At 71.5% G+C, this 23,843-nt stretch carries 23 protein-coding genes; 19 read left to right on the forward strand and 4 right to left on the reverse strand.

Features of this window, described 5'->3' with window-relative positions; all coding sequences use genetic code 11:
* Positions 1-3: 3 nt before the first annotated feature.
* From BJ992_RS16880 to accA, 3 genes are all read right to left on the reverse strand, one after another.
* On the reverse strand, positions 4-1,362 hold the full coding sequence (locus tag BJ992_RS16880) for an acetyl-CoA carboxylase biotin carboxylase subunit (RefSeq protein WP_184982072.1): 1,359 nt from the start codon (positions 1,360-1,362) through the stop codon (positions 4-6).
* 137 nt (positions 1,363-1,499) lie between these two features.
* Positions 1,500-2,012, reverse strand: coding sequence for an acetyl-CoA carboxylase biotin carboxyl carrier protein (locus tag BJ992_RS16885; protein WP_184982074.1), 513 nt, complete (start codon positions 2,010-2,012; stop codon positions 1,500-1,502).
* Positions 2,009-3,733: an acetyl-CoA carboxylase carboxyl transferase subunit alpha gene (accA, locus tag BJ992_RS16890; RefSeq protein ID WP_184982077.1), complete on the reverse strand. Its 1,725-nt coding sequence runs from the start codon at positions 3,731-3,733 to the stop codon at positions 2,009-2,011. The genes BJ992_RS16885 and accA overlap by 4 nt, the downstream gene beginning before the upstream one ends.
* 452 nt (positions 3,734-4,185) lie before the next feature.
* On the opposite strand from accA, the gene BJ992_RS16895 reads away from it, so the two are divergent.
* From BJ992_RS16895 to BJ992_RS16980, 18 genes are all read left to right on the forward strand, one after another.
* A complete protein-coding gene (locus BJ992_RS16895) occupies positions 4,186-6,153 on the forward strand; it encodes an AfsR/SARP family transcriptional regulator (protein WP_184982079.1) in 1,968 nt (655 codons plus the stop codon).
* Between the two features lie 126 nt (positions 6,154-6,279).
* The gene (locus tag BJ992_RS16900; protein WP_184982081.1) at positions 6,280-6,606 is read left to right on the forward strand and encodes a TcmI family type II polyketide cyclase; all 327 of its coding nucleotides are present in this window, start codon (positions 6,280-6,282) and stop codon (positions 6,604-6,606) included.
* Complete coding sequence (locus BJ992_RS16905) at positions 6,599-7,030, forward strand: cupin domain-containing protein (RefSeq protein WP_184982083.1); 432 nt, start codon at positions 6,599-6,601, stop codon at positions 7,028-7,030. Before BJ992_RS16900 ends, BJ992_RS16905 begins: the two co-directional genes overlap by 8 nt.
* Positions 7,027-8,406, forward strand: coding sequence for a beta-ketoacyl-ACP synthase II (locus BJ992_RS16910; RefSeq protein ID WP_184982085.1), 1,380 nt, complete (start codon positions 7,027-7,029; stop codon positions 8,404-8,406). The genes BJ992_RS16905 and BJ992_RS16910 overlap by 4 nt, the downstream gene beginning before the upstream one ends.
* Positions 8,403-9,644: a ketosynthase chain-length factor gene (locus BJ992_RS16915; RefSeq protein WP_184982087.1), complete on the forward strand. Its 1,242-nt coding sequence runs from the start codon at positions 8,403-8,405 to the stop codon at positions 9,642-9,644. Before BJ992_RS16910 ends, BJ992_RS16915 begins: the two co-directional genes overlap by 4 nt.
* 26 nt (positions 9,645-9,670) lie before the next feature.
* Positions 9,671-9,925 (forward strand): acyl carrier protein, encoded by a 255-nt coding sequence (locus BJ992_RS16920; RefSeq protein WP_184982089.1) that lies wholly within the window; start codon positions 9,671-9,673, stop codon positions 9,923-9,925.
* A gap of 18 nt (positions 9,926-9,943) precedes the next feature.
* Entirely contained in the window at positions 9,944-10,414 is a 471-nt protein-coding gene (locus tag BJ992_RS16925) for an SRPBCC family protein (RefSeq protein ID WP_184982091.1), read from the forward strand.
* A 35-nt stretch (positions 10,415-10,449) separates the two neighbouring features.
* Complete coding sequence (locus BJ992_RS16930) at positions 10,450-11,079, forward strand: antibiotic biosynthesis monooxygenase family protein (RefSeq protein ID WP_184982093.1); 630 nt, start codon at positions 10,450-10,452, stop codon at positions 11,077-11,079.
* Between the two features lie 88 nt (positions 11,080-11,167).
* Entirely contained in the window at positions 11,168-11,548 is a 381-nt protein-coding gene (locus tag BJ992_RS16935) for a SchA/CurD-like domain-containing protein (RefSeq protein ID WP_184982095.1), read from the forward strand.
* 92 nt (positions 11,549-11,640) lie between these two features.
* Positions 11,641-12,096 (forward strand): MarR family transcriptional regulator, encoded by a 456-nt coding sequence (locus tag BJ992_RS16940; protein WP_184982097.1) that lies wholly within the window; start codon positions 11,641-11,643, stop codon positions 12,094-12,096.
* A gap of 85 nt (positions 12,097-12,181) precedes the next feature.
* Positions 12,182-13,174 (forward strand): tyrosine-type recombinase/integrase, encoded by a 993-nt coding sequence (locus tag BJ992_RS16945; protein WP_343072709.1) that lies wholly within the window; start codon positions 12,182-12,184, stop codon positions 13,172-13,174.
* A gap of 368 nt (positions 13,175-13,542) precedes the next feature.
* Positions 13,543-14,205: a 1-acyl-sn-glycerol-3-phosphate acyltransferase gene (locus BJ992_RS16950; protein ID WP_184982098.1), complete on the forward strand. Its 663-nt coding sequence runs from the start codon at positions 13,543-13,545 to the stop codon at positions 14,203-14,205.
* 196 nt (positions 14,206-14,401) lie between these two features.
* Entirely contained in the window at positions 14,402-16,033 is a 1,632-nt protein-coding gene (locus BJ992_RS16955) for a penicillin-binding transpeptidase domain-containing protein (RefSeq protein WP_184982100.1), read from the forward strand.
* 219 nt (positions 16,034-16,252) lie between these two features.
* On the forward strand, positions 16,253-16,693 hold the full coding sequence (locus BJ992_RS16960; protein ID WP_184982102.1) for a VOC family protein: 441 nt from the start codon (positions 16,253-16,255) through the stop codon (positions 16,691-16,693).
* Positions 16,694-16,742: 49 nt separating this feature from the next.
* Positions 16,743-17,243 (forward strand): pyridoxamine 5'-phosphate oxidase family protein, encoded by a 501-nt coding sequence (locus BJ992_RS16965; protein WP_184982104.1) that lies wholly within the window; start codon positions 16,743-16,745, stop codon positions 17,241-17,243.
* Between the two features lie 128 nt (positions 17,244-17,371).
* On the forward strand, positions 17,372-17,779 hold the full coding sequence (locus BJ992_RS16970; protein WP_184988306.1) for a YciI family protein: 408 nt from the start codon (positions 17,372-17,374) through the stop codon (positions 17,777-17,779).
* A complete protein-coding gene (locus BJ992_RS16975) occupies positions 17,776-18,912 on the forward strand; it encodes a DUF6596 domain-containing protein (RefSeq protein ID WP_184982106.1) in 1,137 nt (378 codons plus the stop codon). The genes BJ992_RS16970 and BJ992_RS16975 overlap by 4 nt, the downstream gene beginning before the upstream one ends.
* A 94-nt stretch (positions 18,913-19,006) precedes the next feature.
* Complete coding sequence (locus BJ992_RS16980; protein WP_184982108.1) at positions 19,007-19,798, forward strand: alpha/beta fold hydrolase; 792 nt, start codon at positions 19,007-19,009, stop codon at positions 19,796-19,798.
* 349 nt (positions 19,799-20,147) lie between these two features.
* On the opposite strand, the gene BJ992_RS16985 is transcribed toward BJ992_RS16980, so the two are convergent.
* The gene (locus tag BJ992_RS16985) at positions 20,148-20,417 is read right to left on the reverse strand and encodes a DUF3040 domain-containing protein (protein WP_184982110.1); all 270 of its coding nucleotides are present in this window, start codon (positions 20,415-20,417) and stop codon (positions 20,148-20,150) included.
* 1,065 nt (positions 20,418-21,482) lie between these two features.
* Here BJ992_RS16985 and BJ992_RS16990 point away from each other — a divergent pair.
* Positions 21,483-23,816: an ATP-binding cassette domain-containing protein gene (locus BJ992_RS16990; protein WP_184982112.1), complete on the forward strand. Its 2,334-nt coding sequence runs from the start codon at positions 21,483-21,485 to the stop codon at positions 23,814-23,816.
* Positions 23,817-23,843: the final 27 nt, after the last annotated feature.

A 23,843-nucleotide genomic window follows, 5' to 3' on the forward strand; every position in this document is an offset into this window, starting at 1 on the left:
GGGTCAGCCGACCGGGGTGGACATCATCTGGTCCACCAGCGTGGTGGTGTGCTTGGCGTAGCGGAACAGGGGGTGGGCGAGCACCTCGCGCAGGAACGCCAGGTTGGTGCACACCCCGGGGCCGGTGACGGTGAACTCCTCCAAGGCGCGCTGGGCACGGGCGATGGCCTGCGCGCGGGTGGGTCCCCACACGCAGACCTTGGCGATCAGGGGGTCGTAGTCGGCGGTGATCACCAGGCCGGGTGCGGCGTGGGTGTCCACCCGGGTGAACGGCCCGCCGGGGGGTTCGAACCGGTCCAGCACCCCCGGTGCGGGGAGGAAGCCCCGCGCGGGGTCCTCGGCGTTGACCCGGCATTCGACGGCGACGCCGCTCGCGGTGAGGTCCTGCTGCCGGTACGCCAGCCGCTGTCCGGCCGCGACCAGCAGCTGCTCGCGTACCAGGTCGATCCCGGTGACCATCTCGGTGACGGGGTGCTCGACCTGGAGCCGGCAGTTGACCTCGATGAAGTAGCACGCGCCGTCCTCGTCGACGACGTACTCGAACGTCCCGGCGCCGGTGTACCCGGCGGCGCGCGCGGCCCGCACGGTCAGCTCGCCGAGCCGTTCGGCGGTGCCGGGCGGCAGGCCCGGCGGCGGGGTCTCCTCGACGAGTTTCTGCCGCCGCCGCTGCACCGAGCAGTCCCGTGCCCCGAGGTGCAGCACCTGGCCGTGCGCGTCGGCGAGGATCTGCACCTCCACGTGCCGGGCCGCGTCCAGGTACTTCTCGACGTACACCCGGGGGTCGCCGAACAGCGTGGCCGCCTCCTGGCGGGTGGCGGCGAACGCGGCGGCGAAGTCCCCGGGGTCGTGCACCACCGTCATGGCGCGGCCCCCGCCGCCCGCGCCGGCCTTGATGACCACCGGGTACCCGACGCCGGCGGCGGTCCTCGCGGCCTCGGCGGGGCATTCGGCGGGCCCGGTGCTGCCCGGCAGCACCGGCAGCCCGGCGGCCACGGCGAACTCCCTGGCCGACACCTTGTCCCCGAGCCGCGCGATCACCGGCGCCGGTGGGCCGATCAGGGTGACGCCGTGCGCGTCGCAGATCTCGGCGAACTGCGCGTTCTCCGACAGGAACCCGTACCCCGGGTGGACGGCGTCGGCGCCGGTCTGCAGCGCCGCGGCGATCAGCGCGGCCGGGCTGAGGTAGCTGTGCCGCGGCGCGGCCGGCCCGATCTGCACGGTCTCGTCGGCCAGGCGCACCGCCGCGGTGTCCCGGTCGGCCGTGGAGTGGGCCACCACGGCCCGCACACCCATCTCGCGGCAGGTCCGGAGCACACGCAAGGCGATCTCGCCCCGGTTGGCGATCAGTACTGTGGTGAACATCGCGCTTCATGCTCCAAACTCCCGCCGGGTCCCCCGGTCAGGGGGCCGGCCCGGCGGGTCACTCGGGACTCGGGTCCTCGCGGCCTCCCGTCCGCGGTCGCGAAAGTCATCGGTGAGGTGGGCCGGCGCGGCGGCCGTCAGTCGACGGGGGCGAGCGCGAGCAGCGGGTCGTCGTACTGCACGGGGCAGCCGTCGCGGGCCGTGATCTCGCTGACGCGGCCGCGCCGCTCGGACTGGACGGGGTTCATCAGCTTCATCGCCTCCACGATGCCGATCTGCTGTCCGGGTTCGACGACGTCACCGACCTCGACGAACGGCGGGGCTCCGGGTTCGCGTGAGCGGTAGAACGTGCCGACCATCGGTGAGCGGATCCAGGTGCCGGCGGTGTCGGCCGGACCGTCCGGCTCCGATGTCCCGGATGTTGCCGATGTCTCGGACGGCGCGGCGGGCCCGGCGCCGGGCGGGGCCGGGTGCGCGGGGCCGGCCCATTCGACGTCGACGGCCAGCGTGGCGGTGGACACCCTGATGCGGCGCAGCGGCGACCGTCCCGCCTCGCCGAGCCGCGCGGCGTGCCGCACGACCCAGTCGAGCACCTGCTCGGCGGCGTCGCCGGTGGCCCCGCCGCCGGGCCGGGTGATGTCGGCGGTCATGCGCGGCTCCTCTCACTGCCGGTGCCGCCGCCGGCGACGGTGCCGAACCGGCGGTAGCGGTGGTGGCGCGCGGCGACCAGGTCGCCGGGGCGAAGGGTGATCAGTTCGCGCAGCGTGGCGGTGACGGCGGTACGGACCAGGCGGCAGGTCCGCACCGGGTCGTGGTGCGCGCCGCCGCCGGGTTCGGGGATGACGGCGTCGACGACGCCGTGCCGCAGCAGGTCGGCGGCACACAGGCGCAGCGCGGCGGCGGCCTGCGGCGCGGCGGCGGCGTCACGCCACAAGATGGCGGCGCAGCCCTCGGGGCTGATCACCGAGTAGACGGCGTTGCTGAGCGCCAGGACCCGGTCGGCCACCCCGAGGGCCAGCGCGCCGCCGCTGCCGCCTTCGCCGGTCACCACGGCGACGATCGGCACCGGCAGCCGCGCCATCAGCCGCAGGTTGGCGGCGATGGCGTGCGCCTGCCCCCCGGCCTCGGCCTCGACCCCCGCGTACGCGCCGGGGGTGTCGATCAGCGTCACCACCGGCACGCCGAGCTTGGCGGCCAGCCGCATCAGCCGCGCGGCCGTGCGGAACCCCGCCGGGGTGGCCATGCCGAAGTTGGCGGCGACCAGTTCGCGGGTGTCGTGGCCCTTCTGGTGACCGATCAGCATGATCGGCACCCCGTCGGCGGTGCCGAGCCCGGCGACCACGGCGGGGCAGTCGCCGCCGGCCCGGTCGCCGCGCAGCCGCCGGAAGTCGTCCAGCAGGACGGCGGCGTAGTCGGCGGTGGTGGGCCTGCCGGGGTCGCGGGCCAGGGCCACCGCGCTCCAGGGGTCGCCGCCGGCGCCGGGCACCTGGCCGGGGTCGCGCACCAGCTCGGGCCGCGCGTCACGCCAGGCGGCCGGCACGGGCCGGCCGTCGCGGGCCCAGGACGCGGCGCCGAGCAGCCGCGCGAGGACGGGCCGCAGCGCGCCGCGCGGCGCCACGTCGTCCACCAGGCCGCCGGCCAGCAGCGTCTCGGCGGTCTGGAACCCGGCGGGGAGGGTCTGGCCGAGGGTGCCGGCGATGACCCGGGGCCCGGCGAAACCCATGTGCGCGCCGGCTTCGGCGACGATGACGTCGGCCAGGGTGGCGTACGACGCGGCGACCCCGCCGTAGGTGGGGTCGGTGACCACCGACACCGTCAGCAGCCCGGCCTCGTCCAGCCGCGCCATGGCCTGGCTGGTCTTGGCCATCTGCATGAGCGCGAGCGCGCCTTCCTGCATGCGCGCGCCGCCGGACGCGCTGACGACGATCAGCGGGGTGGCGGTGGCCAGCGCGTGCTCGGCGGCCGCGGTGACGCGTTCACCGGCGCCGCAGCCGAGGCTGCCGCCGAGGAAGGCGAAGTCCATGACCGCCAGCACCGCCGGCCGGCCCTGCACGGTCACCTCCGCGCACAGCACCGCCTCCTGCAGGCCGGTGTCGCGCCGCGCCGCCGCCAGGCGCGAGGGGTAGGGACGGGTGTCGGTGAACCGGAGCGGGTCGTGCGGCACCGGCGCCACCTCCAGCGGACGCACCGACCCGGGGTCGGCCAGCGCCGCGAGCCGTTCCCGCGCGCCGAGGCGTGCGCTGTGGCCGCAGGCCGCGCAGACCCGTGAGGCGCCGGCGAAGTGCGCCTCGAACTGCGGCGTGCCGCAGCCGGGGCACGCCGTCCACAGGGAGGCGCGCGGAGCCGGATGCGGGCCGGTGTGCGGCTGCATGGGGTGGTCCTCCCGTCGGATGCGGTGGCACGCGGGCCGCCGGCCGGCGGCGGACCCCGTACCGGCCACCGTGCGCCGGGCCGCTGGTCTGCTGCTGGACCGGTGCTGGAGGGCCGCTCAAGGGGCACTGGAAAGCCACTGACCCGGCGGCACAACCCGGCGACCGCAGAACATCCGGCGTGTCGAATTGTTTTCCCCGGCTGTTTCCGTGGCTGTTTCCGCCGGGAAAGACCGCCGGCCGCACCGCAAAGCGGAACCCCGTTTCCGTCCCGTAATCGCCATGGAGCGGCACACTGGAGGGCCAGACCAGCGCTTTTCCCGACATTTTAGGCCGATGAGCCACTTATGCGGACGTCGCGCTAGAGGGGGTCACTTAAATTCGAGAAGTCCACCAGCGGGCCGTCCTGTGCCCGGCCTGGTGGCCGGGCCGGACGCAGCCGATGGGGGAACACATGGAATTCCGGGTGCTGGGCTCCCTCCAGGTCGTCGACGGCCCCGGCGACGACGGCGACCTCACCCCGAGCGCCGCCAAGGTCCGTGCCGTGCTCGCCATGCTGGTGCTGCGGCACAACCAGATCGTCTCCACCCGCGAGCTGATCGACGAGCTGTGGGGGGAACGGCCGCCGGCGACCGCGCTCGCCACGTTGCACACCTACGTCTACAAGCTGCGCAAGATGCTCGGCCCCTGCGGCCCGGCGTCGGTCGTCACCAAGCCGTACGGCTACCTGCTGGCCACCGCCCCCGAGACCATCGACGTGTACCGGTTCGAACGCCTGGTCGCCGACGGATGGAGCGCGCTGGAACGCGACGACCCCGGCCGCGCCACCGAATCCCTGTCAGGGGCCCTGGCCCTGTGGCGCGGCCCCGCGCTCGCCAACCTCGCCGCAGGGGAGCTGCTGTCGGCGCAGATCACCCGCCTGGAGGAGGGCAGGCTCCGCGCGCTGCAGCTGCGCCTGGACGCCGACCTGCGTCTCGGCCGGCACCGTGAACTGATCAGCGAGCTGAAGGAGCTCATCGCCACCCACCCGCTGAACGAGGACTTCTACGCCAAACTGATGACGGCCCTGTACCAGGCGGGCCGGCGCGGCGAGGCGCTGGAGGTGTACCAGAACCTGCGGCAGATCCTGGTGGGGCAGCTCGGCCTGGAACCCTCCCCGGTCCTCTCCCGGCTGCAGCAGCGCCTGCTGTCGGCCGACCCCGGCCTGGAGGACCCCGCCCCCGCGCGGCGTCCCGCCGCGCCGGCCCCGCGGCCCGCCCCCGCACCGGCGCAGCTGCCGGCCGACATCGCCGACTTCGCCGGACGGCACGACGTCGCCGGCCACCTCGCCGCTCTGCTCACCGGCGGCTCGGGCACCGCGGCCCCGGTGGTGTGCGTCGGCGGCATGCCCGGCGCCGGCGTCACCGCGCTGGCCGTGCACGCCGCGCACCGGGTCCGCGCCGCGTTCCCCTCGGGCCAGCTGTTCGCCGCGCTCGGCGCCGGCGGCCGTCCCGCCGGCCCCGGCGAGGTGCTCGGCGCCTTCCTGCGCGCCGCCGGCGTCCCCGTCGCCGACATCCCCGACGGGGCCGACGAACGCGGCAACATGTTCCGCACGTGGTGCAGCGACCGGCGGGTCCTCATCCTGCTGGACGACGCCGACAGCGCCACCCAGATCCGGCCGCTGCTTCCCGGCTCCCCCGGGTGCGCCGTCATCGTGACCACCCGCTCGGCCCTGCACGGCGTCGCCGGCGCGCACGCGGTGCGGCTCGGCCCGCTCACCGCGGCCGAGGGCCTGCCGCTGCTGGCCGGCGTCGCCGGCCAGGCCCGCGTGGACGCCGAACCGCGGGCCGCCGAGCAGATCGTGCACCTGTGCGGCGGCCTGCCCCCGGCGCTGCGCGCCGCCGCGGCCCGCCTGGCCGCCGCACCCGCCGCCACCTTGGCGTCCATGGCGGCCCGCCTGGCCGACCCCCGCACCCGCCTGCGCACCCTCGGCGTCGCCGGCCTGGACGTGCGCGCCGCGTTCCGCGCCGCCTACGACCGCCTGCCGGGCCCCGAACGCGGCCTGTTCCACCTCCTCGGCCTGCTGCCCTCCCCCCACGTCACCGCCGGCCGCGTCGCCGCGCTGCTCGGCTGCGGGCCCGACCACGCCGAGCACCTGCTGGCCCGCCTCACCGCGCGTTTCCTGCTGGAGGCCACCCCCCGTCCCGGCGGCGAGGTCCGCTACACCGTCCACGACCTGATCCGGCTGTTCGCCCGCCAGTGCCTGGAGGAGGAACTCGGCCGCGACCCGGCAAGCCCGTCCGACCCCGCCGTACGGGTCCCCGCGCGCGGCGGCCCCCTGCTCACCGGCGACATGATCCTCACCGGCGACGCCTGCGCGCTCACCACCCGCACCGACCCCGAACGGGCCGAGGGACGGCCCGCGCGCGTGCTCGGCCCCTAGACCGGCGCTGGTGCCCCACCCCGCACCCCCCGCCGCACCGGCACAAAAGCCCACACCAGCCCGGCATCAGTGACAAACCAGGCGTGCCGCTGAGCATTGCACCGTATCCACGAAAGGAGACACGCGGTGCATCGGACGCTAATCGTGGCGCGGATGGAACCCTCCGAGACCGAGGCGGTCGCCAAGATCTTCGCCGAATCGGACGCCAGCGAACTACCCCACCTCATCGGGGTCGCACGGCGCACCCTGTTCCGCTTCCACGACCTCTACTTCCACCTCGTCGAAGCCGACGCAGACATCACCCCCAACCTCTACAAAGCCCGCACCCACCCCCTCTACGGCGAGATCAACCAACGCCTCAGCGAACACATCCGCCCCTACGACCCGGGCTGGCGCGAACCCAAGGACGCCATGGCCGACCCCTTCTACACCTGGGAGGCCAGCCATGCCTGACACCCACCTCACCAAGATCACCGCACACGACGTCCCCCCCAACCACCGCCGCGGCGGCGACATCCGCGTCCTGCTCAGCCCCAAAACCGTCGGATCCACCTCCGGCTTCATGGGAGTCGCCTACCTCCAGCCCGGCGAACACTTCGTCGAGCACTACCACCCCTACTCCGAGGAATTCATGTACATGGTCCGCGGCACCGTCACCGCGACCATCGACGGCCACCAGAAGATCACCCTCACCCCCGGCGAGAGCATGATGATCCCGCCGAACATCCGCCACCGCGTCGACAACCACGGCGACCAAGAAGCCTGCATGGTCTTCCACGCCTCCCCCCTCGCCCCCCGACCCGACCTCGGCCACGTCGACACCGAACACCCCGCCACCACAGGCACCGGCGGCACCACCACAGGAACCCCCCGGTGACCCACACCGGCACCCGCCCCACCGCACGGCGCCGGGCCACGCGGCGGCCCGGCGCCACCCGCCCCACCACCCCCCGCCACGAACGCCGCGTCGTCATCACCGGCATCGGCGTCGCCGCACCCGGCGGCATCGGCGTCCCCGCCTTCTGGGACCTGCTCACCTCAGGCCGCACCGCCACCCGCGGCATCACCCTGTTCGACCCCACCGGCTTCCGGTCCCGCATCGCCGCCGAATGCGACTTCGACCCCACCGCACACGGCCTCACCCCCCAGCAGGCCCGCCGCATGGACCGCGCCGCGCAACTCGGCGTCGTCAGCACCCGCGAAGCCCTCACCGACAGCGGCCTCACCCACACCCACATCCCCCCAGAACGCCTCGGCGTGTCCATCGGCAGCGCCGTCGGCTGCACCATGGGCCTCGAACAGGAATACGTCGTCCTCAGCGACGCCGGACGCCACTGGCTCGTCGACCCCACCTACGCCGTCCCCCACCTGTACGGCTACATGATCCCCAGCACCATGGCCACCGAGATCGCCTGGGAAGCCGGCGCAGAGGGCCCCGTCGCCCTCATCTCCACCGGCTGCACCGCCGGCCTCGACTCCATCGCCCACGGCTACACCCTCGTCAAAGAAGGCTCAGCCGACGCCGTCGTCGCCGGCGCCACCGACGCACCCGTCTCCCCCATCACCGTCGCCTGCTTCGACGCCATCAAAGCCACCTCACCCAGCAACGACGACCCCACCCACGCCTCACGACCCTTCGACCTCGACCGCAACGGCTTCGTCCTCGGCGAAGGCGCCGCCATCCTCATCCTCGAAGAACACACCACCGCCACCCGCCGCGGCGCCACCATCTACGCCGAAATCATCGGCACCGCCGGCCGCAGCAACGCCTACCACATGACCGGCCTCAAACCCGACGGCCGCGAAATGGCAGAAGCCATCCGCACCGCCATGAACCACGCCCACCTCGACCCCCAAGACATCGACTACATCAACGCACACGGCTCAGGCACCCGCCAGAACGACCGCCACGAAACCGCCGCGTTCAAAACCGCACTCGGCCACCACGCACACCGCATCCCCGTCAGCTCCATCAAATCCATGATCGGCCACTCACTCGGCGCCATCGGCTCCATCGAAGTCGCCGCCTGCGCACTCGCCCTCACCCACGGCGTCGTCCCCCCCACCGCCAACCTCCACACCGCCGACCCCGAATGCGACCTCGACTACGTCCCGCTCACCGCCAGGCACCAGCCCCTGGACGTCGTCCTCAGCGTCGGCAGCGGCTTCGGCGGCTTCCAGACCGCCATGCTGCTCGCCCGCCACCGCGGACGCCGCCCCGCCCGCGCACCACGGAAAGGCGGCACCCAATGACCCACACCACCGACCACACCACCGACCGGCCCGTCATCACCGGCATCGGCATCACCGCACCCAACGGACTCGGCACCCACGCCTACTGGCAAGCCACCCTCGACGGCAAAAGCGGCATCGGCCCCATCACCCGCTTCGACGCCGAACGCTACCCCGTCCGCCTCGCCGGCGAAGTCACCGGCTTCGACGACACCGAACACATCCCAAGCCGCATCGCCGTACAAACCGACCACTGGAGCCACCTCGGCCTCACCGCCGCCGACATGGCCCTCACCGACGCCGGCATCGACCCCACCACCCTCCCCGAATACGAAATGGCCGTCGTCACCGCCTCCTCCTCAGGCGGCACCGAATTCGGCCAACGCGAAATCGAGAAACTCTGGGCCCAAGGCCCCCAATACGTCGGCGTCTACCAATCCATCGCCTGGTTCTACGCCGCCACCACCGGCCAGATCTCCATCCGCCACGGCATGCGCGGCCCCTGCGGCGTCATCTGCACCGAACAAGCAGGCGGCCTCGACGTCACCGCACACGCACGCCGCCTCCTCAACAACGGCGCACGCGTCGTCGTCACCGGCGGCACCGACGCCTCCCTGTGCCCCTACGGCCTCGTCGCACAACTATCCACCGGACACCTCTCCACCCGCGACGACCCCGAACACGCCTACCTCCCCTTCGACACCGACGCCTGCGGCTACATCCCCGGCGAAGGCGGCGCCATGCTCATCGCCGAAACCCCCGCCACCGCACACGCACGCGGCGCACGCCCCTACGGCGCACTCGCCGGCTACGCCGCCACCTTCGACCCCCGCCCCCGGCCCGGCGAACCCCCCCTGTCCAACCTCCGCCGCGCCATCACCACCGCCCTCCACCAAGCACACCTCACCCCCGCCGACATCGACGTCGTCTTCGCCGACGCACTCGGCGTCCCCGCACACGACCGCCAAGAAGCCCACGCCATCACCACCGTCTTCGGCCCCTGCGCCGTCCCCGTCACCGCCCCCAAGACCATGACAGGACGCCTCTACGCCGGCGGCGCCGCACTCGACCTCGCCACCGCACTCCTCGCCATCCGCGACGGCGTCATCCCCCCCACCACCGGCGTCCGCGCCCTCGCCCCCGGCTGCGACATCGACCTCGTCAGGAACACCCCACGCGACGGCCCCGTCCGCAACGCACTCATCCTCGCCCGCGGCCACGGCGGCTTCAACGCCGCCTGCGTCCTCACCACCCCCTGACCACACACAACACACACGGAGAAACCATGACCCACTTCGACCTCGACGACATGAGACGCATCATGAGCGGCTGCGCCGGCGTCCCCGAAACCGTCGACCTCGCCGGCGACATCGGCCACACCACCTTCGTCGACCTCGGCTACGACTCCCTCGCCGTCCTCGAGATGACCGCACGCATCCAGCAAGAACTCGGCATCCGCATCCCCGACGACGCCGTCGACGACATGAAAACCCCCCAAGCCGCCGTCGACTACGTCAACCGCCGCCTCACCACCGCCTGACACCGTAAGGACACCCACATGGCAGGACACGTCGACAACGAGATCATCATCGCCGCCCCCATGGACCTGGTCTGGACCATGACCAACGACGTCACCTCATGGCCCACCCTGTTCAGCGAATACAAATCCACCCAAATACTCGAACGCCGCGGCCCCACCATCCGCTTCCGCCTCACCATGCACCCCGACCCCGACGGCAACGAATGGAGCTGGATCTCAGAACGCACCCCCGACCCCACCACCCGCACCGTACACGCACACCGCGTCGAACCCGGCTGGTTCAAATACATGAACCTCTTCTGGGAATACACCCAGGTCCCCGACGCCGTCCGCATGCGCTGGATCCAGGACTTCGAAATGAAACCCGACGCACCACTCAGCGACAAACAAATGACCAAACGCCTCAACGACAACACCGTCATCCAGATGAACCGCATCCGCCAACTCGTCGAAGAAGCCGCCGACCGCACCGCACCCGCCCCCATGTGACCACCCCCACCCACAACCACCGGAAAAGAGCACGCATGAACCACACCGACACCGTCTACCGCGTCATGGTCAAAATGCGCATCCACCCCGGCATGGAACGCGACTTCGAAAAAACCTGGCGCGACATCGCCACCACCATCGCACGCCACCCCGCCAACATCGCACAATCCATCGCCAAAAGCCCCGACGAGGACGGCGTCTACTACATCACCAGCGACTGGCAGAACAAACAACGCTTCCACGAATTCGAACACAGCCCAGAACACGCCGCCAACCGCATGCGCCTCGACCCCTACCGCGACCCCGCCGGCACATCGATGACCCCCATGCACGTCACCGCCACCCACCCCAGCCGCCCCCAACCCGGCCGCGTACGCGTCGCCCTCTACCTCAACGAACCAGAGAACGACCGAGGCTCCATCGAAACCGCCTACCACCAGATCAGCACCACCCTCCGCGGCCGCACCGGCCTCCGCGGCAACGAACTCCTCCGCTCCCTCCGCGACCCCGGCCGCTACGCCGTACTCAGCGAATGGGACGACATCCCCACCTACCGCGAATGGGAACGCAGCCCCGAACACCTCCCCACCACCTCCCCACTCGCCCGCTACCACGACAAAGGCCTCGGCATCTTCGGCTCCTACGAAGTCCTCGCCGCCTACTGACCACCCCACCCCTTCCCGGACGGCCACCCCCGCCCGGGAAGGCCCCCCACCCACACCCACCATCAGCCACCCACCACGGAGAACCACCATGCCCTACGCCATGCTCACCTTCCGCATCAAACCCGGCCACGAAGAAGAACTCGCCGAAATCTTCTCCGCCGCACCACCCCTGGAATCCCCCATCGTCACCGACGACCGCGGCGAGGAAACCGCACGCCTCATCGGCACCGGCGTCTTCGTCAAAGACGACGTCCTCGTCCGCCTCGTCCACTACGAAGGCGACTTCACCGGCATCGCCCGCCACCTCGCCGCACAACAACACGTCCACGTCATAGAAAGCCGCATCGTCCCGTTCCTCACAGAAACCCGCGACACCGGCACACCCGAAGGCTTCGCCGCCTTCTTCCGCAACGCACGCATGCGCTGCCTCACCCAATCCTCCAGCGAACCCCACTCCACCCCCCTGTAACCCGGCACCCCCGCACCCGCACAAAAAACGCACGCCACCGGGGCCGGATCGCACCGCCACGCGACCCGGCCCCCGCCACCCCAGGAGCCGCCATGCCCGCCAGCACCGACCACACCGCGGACATCGACCTCCTCGAAGCCGTCCCCCGCGAAACCGCCACCCTGCGCACCCAGGCCCACCGCCTCGTCACCGCACTCGCCCTGCGCACCGGCCTCACCGTGCCACAGTTCCGCTGCCTGGCCCTGCTGTGCCGCCGCGGCCCCCTCACCCCCGCCGAACTCGCCACCCAGGCCCACCTCCCCCCCTCCGCCGCCACCTCCGTCACCACGCGCCTGGAGAACGACGGCCTCGTCCGCCGCACCACCGCCGCCGACGGCCGCGTCCTGCTGCACGCCACCCCCCGCGCACGCCTCGGCCCGGCGTTCCGCGAGCTCCGCGAGACCTGGCACTCCCTGCTGCGCGGCCAGGACGACGACCTGGCCCTCATCGCCGGGCTGCTGGCCGATGGGCGAAGGTTGTCTGACCTTGTGATCGGCATCGTCAGTTGAGCCGACGCCTTTACATTGTAGATCAAACTAATCGCCACGGCCGGCGGCCTTCACCGGCCAGGCGGGCCCCTCTAAGATCGCCTTCGTGGACGTACCCGTCGTGCGCGATCCCGGCGCCGGTGTCGCCGTCTCCCCCGCCACCGACCCCTACCACGTCTACCTCGACGCGCTGACCAGCGCCGAGTCCCGGCGGGCCATGCGCGGCTGCCTGGACCGCATCGCCAGGGTCCTCACCGGTGACGACGCCGCCACCGGCGCGGGACAGCCCTGGCACCTGCTGCGGTACGAGCACACCGTGCGGATCCGTGCCATCCTCACCGAACGCGGCTGGTCCCCGTCGTACGTCAACAAACACCTGGTGGCACTGCGCCGGGTGATGCGCGAAGCGTGGCGCCTCGGCCGCATGGACGCCGAGGAGTACCAGCGCGCCGCCGACCTGCCGACCCTCCAGCACACCCGCCTGCCGGCCGGCCAGCACGTGCCGCCGGAGGTCACCGGCGCCGCGCTCGCCGCCTGCGACGCCGACACCACCCCCGCCGGGGTCCGCGACGGCGCGCTGCTCGCCGTCCTGTACTCCACCGGCTGCCGGCGCGCCGAGATCGCCGCGCTCACCCTCGCCGACTACGACACCGCGGCCCGGTCGCTGCGGGTACGCGGCAAACGCGACAAGGAACGGCTGGTGTACCTCACCGCGCCGGCCGTGGCGCGCGTGGAGGCCTGGCTCGCGGTACGCGGACGCGACGCCGGAGCACTGTTCTGCCCCATCAACAGGGCGGGACGGCTGCGCGCACCCGGCGGACGGCCGGCGGCCATGACCGGGCAGGCCATCGCCGACATCCTCACCCGCCGGCTGGCGGCGGCCGGCGCCGCGCGGCGCACCCCGCACGACTTCCGGCGCACGTTCATCGGCGAACTGCTGGACGCCGGGGTCGACCTGGCCACCACCCAGGCCCTGGTCGGCCACGCGTCCCCCGTCACCACCGCGCGCTACGACCGCCGGCCGGAAAGCCGCCGCCGCGAAGCCGTGGACCGCCTCCCCATGCCGGCCCCCACCCCCTTGCGTCCGCCGCCTGGATGACAGGGGACGGAGGCCGCAAGACAGGGGTCCTGCCCCGGTTCACGCGCGAAGTAGGCGGTGCCGGAGGCGCGGACCCCCTCGGGTGGGTTAGTCTCATGGAGGCCGATGTGGTTTGTGTCCCCCGGGCCGCAATTACCGCCTTCACGGAATACCGTTCGGCTGGAGCCGTGTTGTGCCTCTCGCCGAGGAGGCGACCGCCACATCGGCCTTCAACGCGTACGCCCCGCGGGTTCACCCCGCGGGGCGTTTCGTTGTCCACGGCGGCCGGTTCGTTGGGAGGAGGATGTAACAGTTTGTAGTCTGTCGTAACACGAAGTTTCCGCTCCGGGCCGTAGGGTGGCAGAGTCGTCGGCGCATCAGGAGAGTTCGTGCTGTATCGCATCACAAAGATCATCAGCAGCCCCTTCCTGCGGCTGCTGTGGCGGCCCGAGATCACCGGCGCGGAGCACGTGCCGCTCAAGGGGGCGGCCCTGCTGGCCTCCAACCACCTGTCCATCCTGGACTCGGTGTTCCTGCCGCTGATGCTGCCGCGGCAGGTGACCTTCGTCGCCAAGTCCGAGTACTTCACCGGCAACCGCCTCATGGCCATGTACATGCGCGGCACCGGCCAGGTCGCCATCGACCGGCAGAGCGCCGGCGCCGCACAGGCCATGCTCGACACCGCGCTCGGCGTGCTGCGCGACGGCGGCCTGTTCGGCATCTACCCCGAAGGCACCCGCTCCCCCGACGGCCGCCTGTACCGCGGCAAGATCGGTGTGGCATGGCTGGCGCTCAGTTCCGGCGCGCCGGTCATCCCGGTCGCCATGATCAACACCGACCGCGTGCTGCCACCCGGAGCCGGTGTGCCGAGGCTCGCCAAGATCGGCGTACGGATCGGCGAGCCGATGCGTTTCACCGGGTCCCCGTCCAGCGCCAGGGACCGCCGCATGGTCACCGACGAGGTGATGCGGGCCATCCAGAAACTGTCCGGCCAGGAGTACGTCCCCCAGTACGCCGCGAGCGTCAAGGAACGCGGCGACCAGGCGGCCTGACGTCCCCGCAGGAAAAAGTCACCCGCGCACCTCGGTCGCGCAAAAGTCAGGCCACCTGACGTCCCCGCAGGCAGGAATCACCGCCGGCCCCGCCGGACGGGTCCACCCGTCCGGCCGGCCTCCCGGTCCGGGAGACCGGCCGCGCGAGGCCGCGCTAGGCTCGGTGCGGACGCCGAGACACCCGGGGGGAAAGCTCGTGCCGCGCGGCAGAACGATCGCCATCATTTCCGTCGCCGTCGTCCTGGTGGCAGGGGCCGCCGCCGGCGGCGCCTACTACGTCCTGCACACCAGAGGCAGCGCGCAGGAGACAGCGGCCCGGTTCACCGCCGCGTGGAGCAAAGGCGACCTGGCCGCCATGCGGGCCGAGCTCGCCACCCCTGTGCCGGGCTTCGACGCCGCCTACACCCGGCTGGCCACCGACATCGGGGCCGGCCGCACCACCGTGCGCCTCGGTGCGGTCACCCCCGAAGGTGACGTCAGCGCCACCGCCGCCTACACCACCACGCTCACGCTGAAAGACCTCGGCGACTGGACCTACACCGGCTCGCTCGACCTCATCGTCAAGGACCGCCACTGGAAGGTCGCCTGGACACCCCGCGCGGTCCACCCCGCGCTCGGCGACGGGGCCCACCTGACGCTGAAGACCACCTGGCCCGAGCGTGCCGCCGTCACCGACGCCACCGGGGCCCGCATCGACGACGGCTCCGCCGGCGGGTCGGTCCAGCAACTGGTCGGCCGCCTGGACAAGGCGACCGCCAAGGACGTCACGCGGCTCGGGTCGGCGTACAAGCCGGGGAACGCCATCGGCCGAGGCGGGCTGCAGGAGACCTTCCAGAAGGAACTCGCCGGCACGCCGACCACCGAGATCAAGGTGACCGGAGCCGACGGCAAGGCCGGCCGGACGGTCAAGACCATCGAGGGCTCCCCCGGGGCCAAGGTGCGCACCAGCCTGGACCCCAAGGCACAGGCGGCGGCCGTCACCGCGGTCGACAAGGTGGACAAGCCGACGTCGCTGGTGGCGATCCGGCCCTCCAGCGGCGAGATCCTCGCGGTCGTCAACAACCGCGGCGGCTTCAACCGCGCGCTGGACGGCCGCTACCCGCCAGGATCCACGTTCAAGACCATCACCGCGGCGGCGCTGCTCGCCGAGGGCCTCACCCCCGGCCAGAAGGTCACCTGCCCCAAGAAGGTCAACGTCGGCGGCCTGCCGATCCGCAACTCCGAGCACGAGTCGTTCGGGTCGCTGTCGTTCCTCGACTCCTACGCGCACTCCTGCAACACGACCTTCGCCCCCCTGGCCGCGCGCCACCTGCGGGACGGCAAGCTGGAGGAGTTCTCCGCCAACCTCGGTTTCAACCGGCCGCTGACCATCGGCGTACCGGCCCAGCGCGGCAGCATGCCGAAACCCACCAGCGACGCCGACCTGGCCGCCGAGTCCTTCGGCCAGGGCCGCATCACCGCGAGCCCTCTGGTCATGGCCACCGTGGCCGCCGCCGTCGCCGACGGCACCTGGCGTCCCCCGACCCTGGTCCCCGACCTGAAGCAGAAGGCCACCCCCTGGCCCCTGCCAGGTGACATCGCACGCGACCTGCGCACCATGATGTCCGCCGTGGTCACCAAGGGCACCGCCAAGGCCGCCGGCCTCCCCAAGGGCACGGCCGGCAAGACCGGCACCGCCGAGTTCGGCACCGGTCCCAAGCTGGACTCCCACGCGTGGTTCATCGGCTACCACGGCGACGTCGCCTTCGCCGTGGTGGTGGAAGGCGGCGGCGGTGGCGGCAAGGTGGCCGCCCCCATCGCCGCGAAGTTCCTGCGCGCTCTTCCCTGACCCCTCCGGCACAGCTCCGCAGACCACCCGCGGCGGGCCGGCCCGCGTTCATCCGTGCACGTACCGTGACGTGGCACTCCCCTGACGGTGACAGCCGGAAGAATTCGAGAAATCAGCCGCTTCCCCGTGTCGAGAACGCGGCGGCGACTCCGTCCCAGGCACAACACCGGCCCCCACCGGCCACCACAGGCCGCGCGGCCGGAGAAGGAGACGACCACCATGGCACTGCAGCGGATGGACAACGTCGGCATCGTCGTCGACGACCTCGACGCCACGATCGCGTTCTTCACCGAGCTCGGCATGGAGCTGGAAGGGCAGACGCTGATCGAGGACCCCTGGGCCGCCAGGGTCGTCGGGATCGACGGCCAGCGGGTCGGCATCGCGATGATGCGGACCCCCGACGGCCACAGCCGGCTGGAACTGATGAAGTACCACACCCCGGCCGCGATCATCCCCGAGCCGGCGAAGGCACCGGTCAACACGCTCGGCATCCGCCGCCTCATGTTCGCCGTCGACGACATCGAGGACGTCGTCGCGCGCCTGCGCGCTCACGGCGCCGAACCGATCGGCGAACTGGTGCGGTACGAGGACAGCTACCTGCTGTGCTACCTCTACGGCCCCGAGAAAATCATGATCGCGCTGGCCGAGCGGATCGGCTGACGAGCGGCTCCACCTCCCGGCGAAGACCACCACACGAGAAGGAACGACCGTGGAACCGTACGAGATCGACGAGATCCTGAACCGGCCGATCAGCCGGGAACTGCTGGCCCGCGACGTGACCCGCATGGCCTACGTCGCCGCGGACGGCACCCCCCGCAACATCCCGATCATCTTCACCTGGAACGGCTCGCGGATCGTGGTGTGCACCCCGAAGAACGCGCCGAAACTGCGGTCCCTGAGCGTGAACCCGATGGTCGCCTTCACGATCGACACCGAGTCGCACCCGCCGAAGATCCTGCTCATCCGCGGCCGGGCCGAGCTGGACCCCGTCGACGACATCCCGGACGAATATCTCAAGACGACCAGCACCTACGACATGTCACCCGAGCAACGGGTCGAGTGGGAGGCCGAGGTGCGGTCCCTCTACCACGACGGCATGGTCCGGATCGTGGTGACCCCGACCTGGGTGAAGCTGATCGACTTCGAGACCACCCTGCCGACCCCGGTCGAGGAACTGGTCCGGCGGCGGGAGGAACGGCGACGTGCCTGAACGGCGTGCGGCCCCCCGTGACCGGGTCGATCACCGCGGTCCGCCAGGAGACGGCACGGACCCGCCTGTGGTTCCGTCCCGCTCACGGACCCGGCCACAATGGCCGCACCGCACACAGGAGAAACATGATGGCCAAGTATCTGCTGCTCAAGCACTACAGAGGCGCGCCGGCGCCGGTCAACGACGTGCCGATGGACCAGTGGACGCCGGACGAGCTCTCGGCGCACGTGCAGTACATGGTGGACTTCGCCGCCAGGCTGAAGGACACCGGTGAGTTCGTCGACAGTCAGGGGCTCTCCCCGGCAGGGACGTTCGTCCGCTACGACGGGGAGGGACGGCCGCCGGTCACCGACGGCCCGTTCGCCGAGACCAAGGACCTGATCGCCGGGTGGATGGTGATCGACGTCGAGACCTACGAGCGGGCACTGGAGCTGGCCGGTGAGTTGTCCGCGGCACCGGGTGCGGGAGGCAGGCCGATCCACGAGTGGCTCGAGCTGCGTCCGTTCCTGGCCGAGCACTCACGGGTGATCGAGTGAACGAGCCGCTGCTGCGGGAGCTGGTTCCGGTGGTGATCGGTGTGCTCGTGCGCCGCGGAGCCGGCTTCGCGGCGGCGGAGGACGCCGTGCAGGATGCCTTGGTCGAAGCCGTACGCGTCTGGCCGGACGGCCCGCCGCACGACCCCAAGAAATGGCTGATCACCGTGGCCTGGCGCAAGTTCCTCGACGCCTCCCGCGCCGACACCGCGCGGCGGCAGCGCGAGACACGCCTCGACAGCGAACCGGCCCCCGGTCCGAGCGAGACGGCCGACGACACGCTCCAGCTGTACTTCCTGTGCGCGCACCCGTCCCTGACCCCGGCCTCGGCCGTCGCGCTCACCCTGCGCGCCGTCGGCGGCCTGACCACGCGCCAGATCGCACAGGCCTACCTGGTGCCGGAGCCGACCATGGCCCAGCGGATCAGCAGGGCCAAGCGCACCGTCTGGGATGTGCGGCTCAACCAGCCAGGCGACCTCGCCACGGTGCTGCGCGTGCTGTACCTGGTCTTCAACGAGGGCTACTCCGGCGACGTCGACCTGGCCCGCGAGGCGATCCGGCTCACCCGCCGGCTGGCCGCGATGACCAGCCATGAGGAGGTCGCGGGCCTGCTCGCGCTCATGCTGCTCCACCACGCACGGCGTACGGCGCGGACCGGTCCCGGCGGCAGGCTCGTGCCGCTGGCCGAGCAGGACCGCACCCTGTGGGACACCCGCCTGATCGCCGAAGGCGTCGACGTGCTCCAGGCGGCCCTGGCCCGTGACCGGCTGGGTGAGTTCCAAGCCCAGGCGGCCATCGCCGCGCTGCACGCCGACGCGCCGGTCGCCGCCGAGACCGACTGGGTGCAGATCGTCGAGTGGTACGACGAACTGGTGCGCCTCACCGGCAACCCGGTGGCCCGCCTCAACCGTGCCGTCGCGGTCGGTGAGGCCGACGGCGCGCGAGCCGGTCTCGCCGCACTCGCCGAGCTCGACCCCTCCCTCCCCCGCTACACGGCCGTCGCGGCCTACCTGCACGAACGCGACGGCGACCCGGCGACCGCCGCACGCCTGTACGCCGAGGCCGCCGGCCAGGCGCAGAGCGTCCCCGAACGCGACCACCTCACCCGGCAGGCCGCACGGCTCAACACGCGCTGACCCCGAGGCCGTGACCTGCCGTGATGGTGGCCGCCGGAAATTGTCGGTGGGGTGTGGCAGGCTCCTTTCGAACACATGAACGAAGGGATCTGGGATGGCCAAGGTGATCTCGGCGGACGGCACCGTCATCGCGTTCGAGCGGCTCGGCGACGGGCCGCCGGTGATCGTGGTGGGGGGCGCCTTGTGCGACCAGATGTCCACCCGGCCCACGGCCGAGGCGCTGGCGTGGCACTTCACCGTCCTCAACTACGACCGCCGCGGCCGAGGAGCCAGCGGGGACACCGAGCCGTACGCCGTGGAGCGCGAGATCGACGACCTGGCCGCACTGATCGACGAGGCCGGCGGCCGGGCCGCGGTGTACGGCCACTCGTCGGGGGCGGCGCTGGCCTTACGCGCGGCGGCGCACGGCCTGCCGGTGACCCGCCTGGTGCTGCACGAGCCGCCCTACAACCCCGACGACGACGCACTCCGCCGCGAGGCCCGCCGGTGGGCAGCCACCGTCACGGCCCTGCTGTCCGCCGGCCGGCGCGCTGACGCGGTGGAGTCGTTCATGCGGCTGACCGGCGTCTCCGGCGACGAGGTCCGCCAGATGCGCCACGAACCCTGGTGGCCCGCCATGGAGTCCAGAGCCCACACCCTGCGCTACGACTCCGAGGTCATGGCCGACGCCACCGGCGGCACCCTCCCCCCTGATCTCCCCGGCACCGTGCCGGCCCCCACCCTGGTCCTGACCGGCGGCGAGAGCCCGTCCTGGATGCTCACCACCAACCAGCGCCTCGCCGAAGCCCTCCCCCACGGCCGCCTCCACGTGCTCCCCGGCGAGGAACACGTGGTCCCCCCCGAGATCCTCACCCCCGTGCTGGTCGAGTTCCTCGGAGACCGGTGAGCCGACCATGCCGACATCCCAGGACCACCCGGCACCGCCTAGATCCTCAGTCCCCCACCGGTCCAACCCCTCGATGACCGATGAAAGGAGGATCCCGGCACCACAGCGACTCGCAGCACGACCTGGGACCTCAGTCCCCCACCGGCCCAACCTCTCGGAGACCGATGAAAGGACGATACCGACATCACAGAACCACCCAGCACCACCTAGGACCTCACTCCCCCACCGGTCCAAGATGACCGGTGAGACGGCGATCTCGACACCACAGGAGCGCGCGGCACCACCTGGCCCTTCGGTCCCCGACCGAGCGAGTTCCTCGATGAGCGGTGAGGCGGTGAGGTTTCCGATGTCACAAAGGAAGGGCGGCGGCGTCGTGGCGGAACACCAAGATGAGCAGCGTGGTGATCAACGTGGCGATCAGCAGCCAGCTCACCAAGATGATCACCGTGGAGCGTCCCATCCGGCGGCGGGCCCGCGGCGCGCGCTTACGGCGGCCGGTGTGCTCGCGGCTCGCACGCTCGTTGAAGGACTCCAGCCGTGCCGCAAGTCGCGGATCGTCGTCGCTGAGGTACCGCTCGATCTGTGCGAGCATCCGCTCCTCGTCCTGCGACCAAGGCATGCTGCGCCTCCCGGCAACGCAAGGTATGTGCCGAGCTTTCTGCCCACCATGAAGATCTTTAGCCTTTCCAGGAGATTCTTTTTACTCCGCATTTCCCTGCCGCCTCCGGCCCCGGGCCTCCCACCGGGCCGGAGTCCGGCGCCCCTGCGGATCCGCGAACGGCCGCATCTCCACCGCGTCCCCCCAGGCTCCTGGCCGCTGCTCACCTCCCGCCGTCCCCCCACCGGCCGCTCACCGGCACCGGCAGGCGGCGCACCACCGGCGGGCCCGTCACCGGCAGTGACGAGCCAGGGATCGCGGAGCCAGAGCCGGAGCCGGGAGTGAGGTAGACGCGCGGCGGCGGCCCTGCCGTGGCGACGCCTTCCACCACCTCGAGTCCCCACCTCGACTTCCCGTCGTCCGCCTCACCTTCCCCACGGCGGACGGCGGGACCTTCTCCCGCTTCCCACCTCGACTTCCCGCCGTTCGCCTCGCCTTCCCCACGGCGGACGGCGGGACCTGGTTCCGCTTGCCCACCTCTTACTCCCCGTCGTCCGCCTCACCTTCCCCACGCTTCCCCACGGCGGACGGCGGGACCCATTCCCCGGCTCCACCACCCCCGGCCTGCCTCCCGGCGTCCGCCTCGCCTTCCCGACGCGGACGACGGGACCTATCTCCCGCTCGCGCTCCCTCTTACTTCCCGCCGTCCGCCTCACCTTCCCCGCACTTCCCCCACGGCGGACGGCGGGACCTACCACCCGCTTCTCTCTACGTCCATCCCCCGTTCCACCACCTCCTGCCTCACGCCGTCGGCCCTCCTCCCGGGCTTCTCTCGGCGGCGGGATGCTCACCCTTGCTTCTTCATCCTGTGTCTTTCGCCGTTCCCCTTGCCTCCCACGAGGTTTCCCGGTGGCCGGCGCCACTTGGCCGGAGGAGGACCGGTTGACGTGATGTTTGAGACTTTTGGTGAGATCAGTCGTTGTTTTCGCAGGAAGTCGGCGATGAAGTCTTCATGATCAGGTCAATGGGAGAATCGAAGTGGCGCCGGAGTTCGTCCGGCGGTCCTCCCTCATGAGAAAGGCCACGATGACGCATATTCCGGCCCGGCCCGGCGAGGTCGCGGAGCTGTTCACGTACCAGGACGTGGAAGGCACGGATCATGTGGCCGACAGCCATGATGTGATCCAGGTGCGGGGTGCGCGGGAGAACAATCTCGCGGGGGTCTCGCTCGACATTCCCAAGCGGCGGCTCACCGTGTTCACGGGACTGTCGGGGTCGGGGAAGAGTTCGCTGGTGTTCGGCACGATCGCGGCGGAGTCGCAGCGGCTGATCAACGAGACGTACACGGCGTTCGTGCAGTCGTTCATGCCGAGTCTCGGACGGCCCGATGTGGACGCGCTGCACAATCTCAGCGCGGCCATCGTGGTGGACCAGGAGCGCATGGGGGCCAACTCGCGGTCCACGGTGGGGACCGCGACGGACGCCTCCACCATGTTGCGGATCATCTACAGCCGGCTCGGCACCCCCCACATCGGCACGTCGTCGGCGTTCAGCTTCAACACCGCGGACGGCATGTGCCCGGCCTGCGAAGGGCTCGGCGAGGTGTCCGACATCGACGTCCACCAGCTCGTGGACGTCGAGCGGTCGCTCAACGACGGCGCGGTCACCGTGCCGGGGTTCGACGTCGGCGGGTGGTACTTCCAGATCCTCGCCTCGTCGGGGTTCTTCGACCCGGCCGTCAGGCTGCGCGACCTGTCTCCCGAGGAGTGGGACGCGCTGATGTTCAAGCCCGCCACGTCGATCAAGGTCGGCGGCTCGACCATGACGTACGAGGGACTGGCGGTCAAGGTGCGGCGGCTGTTGCTGAACAAGGACCGCGAGTCGATGCGTCCGCAGATCCGCGCGTTCGTGGACCGCGCCGTGGCGTTCGCCACCTGCCCCGAGTGCAAGGGAGCGCGGCTCAACCCCGCGGCGCTGTCGTCCACCATCCAGGGCCGCAACATCGCCGAGTGCTCGGCCATGCAGATCAGCGACCTGGCCCGGTTCGTCGCCGAGCTGGACGAGCCGTCGGTGGCGCCGCTGCTCACCGGCCTGCGCGGCACCTTGGACAACCTGGTGGAGATCGGGCTCGGCTACCTCAGTCTGGACCGTCCTTCCCTCACCCTGTCCGGCGGCGAGTCCCAGCGGGTCAAGATGGTCCGCCACCTCGGGTCCAGCCTCACCGACGTCACCTACGTCTTCGACGAGCCGACCGCCGGGCTGCACCCGCACGACATCCAGCGCATGAACACCCTGCTGCGGCTGCTGCGGGACAAGGGCAACACGGTGCTCGTCGTCGAGCACAAGCCCGAGGTCGTCGCCATCGCCGACCACGTCGTGGACCTCGGCCCCGGCGCCGGCCCGGACGGCGGCCGGGTCGTCTTCGCCGGGACCGTGCGCGACCTGAGGCGGTCCGGCACCCTCACGGGCCGTTACCTGGACCACAAGGTGACGCTGCGCGACACGCCGCGCACGGCCACAGGGAAGCTGTCCATCACCGGCGCCACCCTGCACAACCTCAAGGACGTCAGCGTCGACATCCCCCTCGGGGTGCTGACCGTGGTGACCGGCGTCGCGGGGTCGGGAAAGAGCTCGCTCATCCACGGCTACCTCCCCCGCCACGACGGTGTGGTGGTGGCCGACCAGTCCCCCATCCGCGGCTCACGGCGCAGCAACCCCGCCACCTACACCGGTCTGCTCGACCCGATCCGCGCCGCGTTCGCCAAGGCCAACGGCGTCAAGGCGTCCCTGTTCAGCGCCAACTCCGAAGGCGCGTGCCCCACCTGCAAGGGCCTCGGCCTGGTCTACACCGACCTGGCGATGATGGCCGGGGTCGCGTCGGTCTGCGAAGAATGCGAAGGCAGGCGCTTCACCCCCGAGGTGCTCACCCACACACTGAACGGCAAGAACATCAGCGAGGTCCTGCTGATGCCGATCGCCGAGGCCCGCGACTTCTTCACCTCCGGCCCCGCGAGGACCATACTCAACCGTCTCGCCGACGTCGGCCTCGGCTACATCAGCCTCGGCCAGCCCCTCACCACGCTGTCCGGCGGCGAGCGCCAGCGCCTCAAGCTGGCCATCCACATGGCCGAGAAGTCCGCCGTGTACGTCCTGGACGAACCCACCACGGGCCTGCACCTGGCGGACGTGGACCGCCTGCTGGCGCTGCTGGACCGCCTTGTCGACACCGGCAACACCGTCGTCGTCATCGAACACCACCAGGCCGTCATGGCCCACGCCGACTGGATCATCGACCTCGGCCCCGGCGCCGGTCACGACGGCGGCCACGTCGTCTTCACCGGCACCCCGGCCGACCTGGTCGCCGGCGCCGCCACCCTCACGGCCCGGCACCTCAGGGATTACCTCTCACCGGCCCACTGACCGTTCACGCCGGTGGCCGGTGACGCG

Source organism: Sphaerisporangium rubeum (assembly GCF_014207705.1).
Lineage (GTDB): Bacteria > Actinomycetota > Actinomycetes > Streptosporangiales > Streptosporangiaceae > Sphaerisporangium > Sphaerisporangium rubeum.

What these genes read in the sequence shown, in the direction of transcription:
- BJ992_RS16895 (WP_184982079.1), top strand. Translation starts at nt 4,186, where the DNA reads ATGGAATTCCGGGTGCTGGGCTCCCTCCAGGTCGTCGACGGCCCCGGC.
- BJ992_RS16930 (WP_184982093.1), top strand. Translation starts at nt 10,450, where the DNA reads ATGAACCACACCGACACCGTCTACCGCGTCATGGTCAAAATGCGCATC.
- BJ992_RS16880 (WP_184982072.1), bottom strand. Translation starts at nt 1,362, where the DNA reads ATGTTCACCACAGTACTGATCGCCAACCGGGGCGAGATCGCCTTGCGT.
- accA (WP_184982077.1), bottom strand. Translation starts at nt 3,733, where the DNA reads ATGCAGCCGCACACCGGCCCGCATCCGGCTCCGCGCGCCTCCCTGTGG.
- BJ992_RS16905 (WP_184982083.1), top strand. Translation starts at nt 6,599, where the DNA reads ATGCCTGACACCCACCTCACCAAGATCACCGCACACGACGTCCCCCCC.
- BJ992_RS16915 (WP_184982087.1), top strand. Translation starts at nt 8,403, where the DNA reads ATGACCCACACCACCGACCACACCACCGACCGGCCCGTCATCACCGGC.
- BJ992_RS16985 (WP_184982110.1), bottom strand. Translation starts at nt 20,417, where the DNA reads ATGCCTTGGTCGCAGGACGAGGAGCGGATGCTCGCACAGATCGAGCGG.
- BJ992_RS16960 (WP_184982102.1), top strand. Translation starts at nt 16,253, where the DNA reads ATGGCACTGCAGCGGATGGACAACGTCGGCATCGTCGTCGACGACCTC.
- BJ992_RS16925 (WP_184982091.1), top strand. Translation starts at nt 9,944, where the DNA reads ATGGCAGGACACGTCGACAACGAGATCATCATCGCCGCCCCCATGGAC.
- BJ992_RS16920 (WP_184982089.1), top strand. Translation starts at nt 9,671, where the DNA reads ATGACCCACTTCGACCTCGACGACATGAGACGCATCATGAGCGGCTGC.
- BJ992_RS16980 (WP_184982108.1), top strand. Translation starts at nt 19,007, where the DNA reads ATGGCCAAGGTGATCTCGGCGGACGGCACCGTCATCGCGTTCGAGCGG.
- BJ992_RS16940 (WP_184982097.1), top strand. Translation starts at nt 11,641, where the DNA reads ATGCCCGCCAGCACCGACCACACCGCGGACATCGACCTCCTCGAAGCC.
- BJ992_RS16990 (WP_184982112.1), top strand. Translation starts at nt 21,483, where the DNA reads ATGACGCATATTCCGGCCCGGCCCGGCGAGGTCGCGGAGCTGTTCACG.
- BJ992_RS16935 (WP_184982095.1), top strand. Translation starts at nt 11,168, where the DNA reads ATGCCCTACGCCATGCTCACCTTCCGCATCAAACCCGGCCACGAAGAA.
- BJ992_RS16885 (WP_184982074.1), bottom strand. Translation starts at nt 2,012, where the DNA reads ATGACCGCCGACATCACCCGGCCCGGCGGCGGGGCCACCGGCGACGCC.
- BJ992_RS16970 (WP_184988306.1), top strand. Translation starts at nt 17,372, where the DNA reads ATGGCCAAGTATCTGCTGCTCAAGCACTACAGAGGCGCGCCGGCGCCG.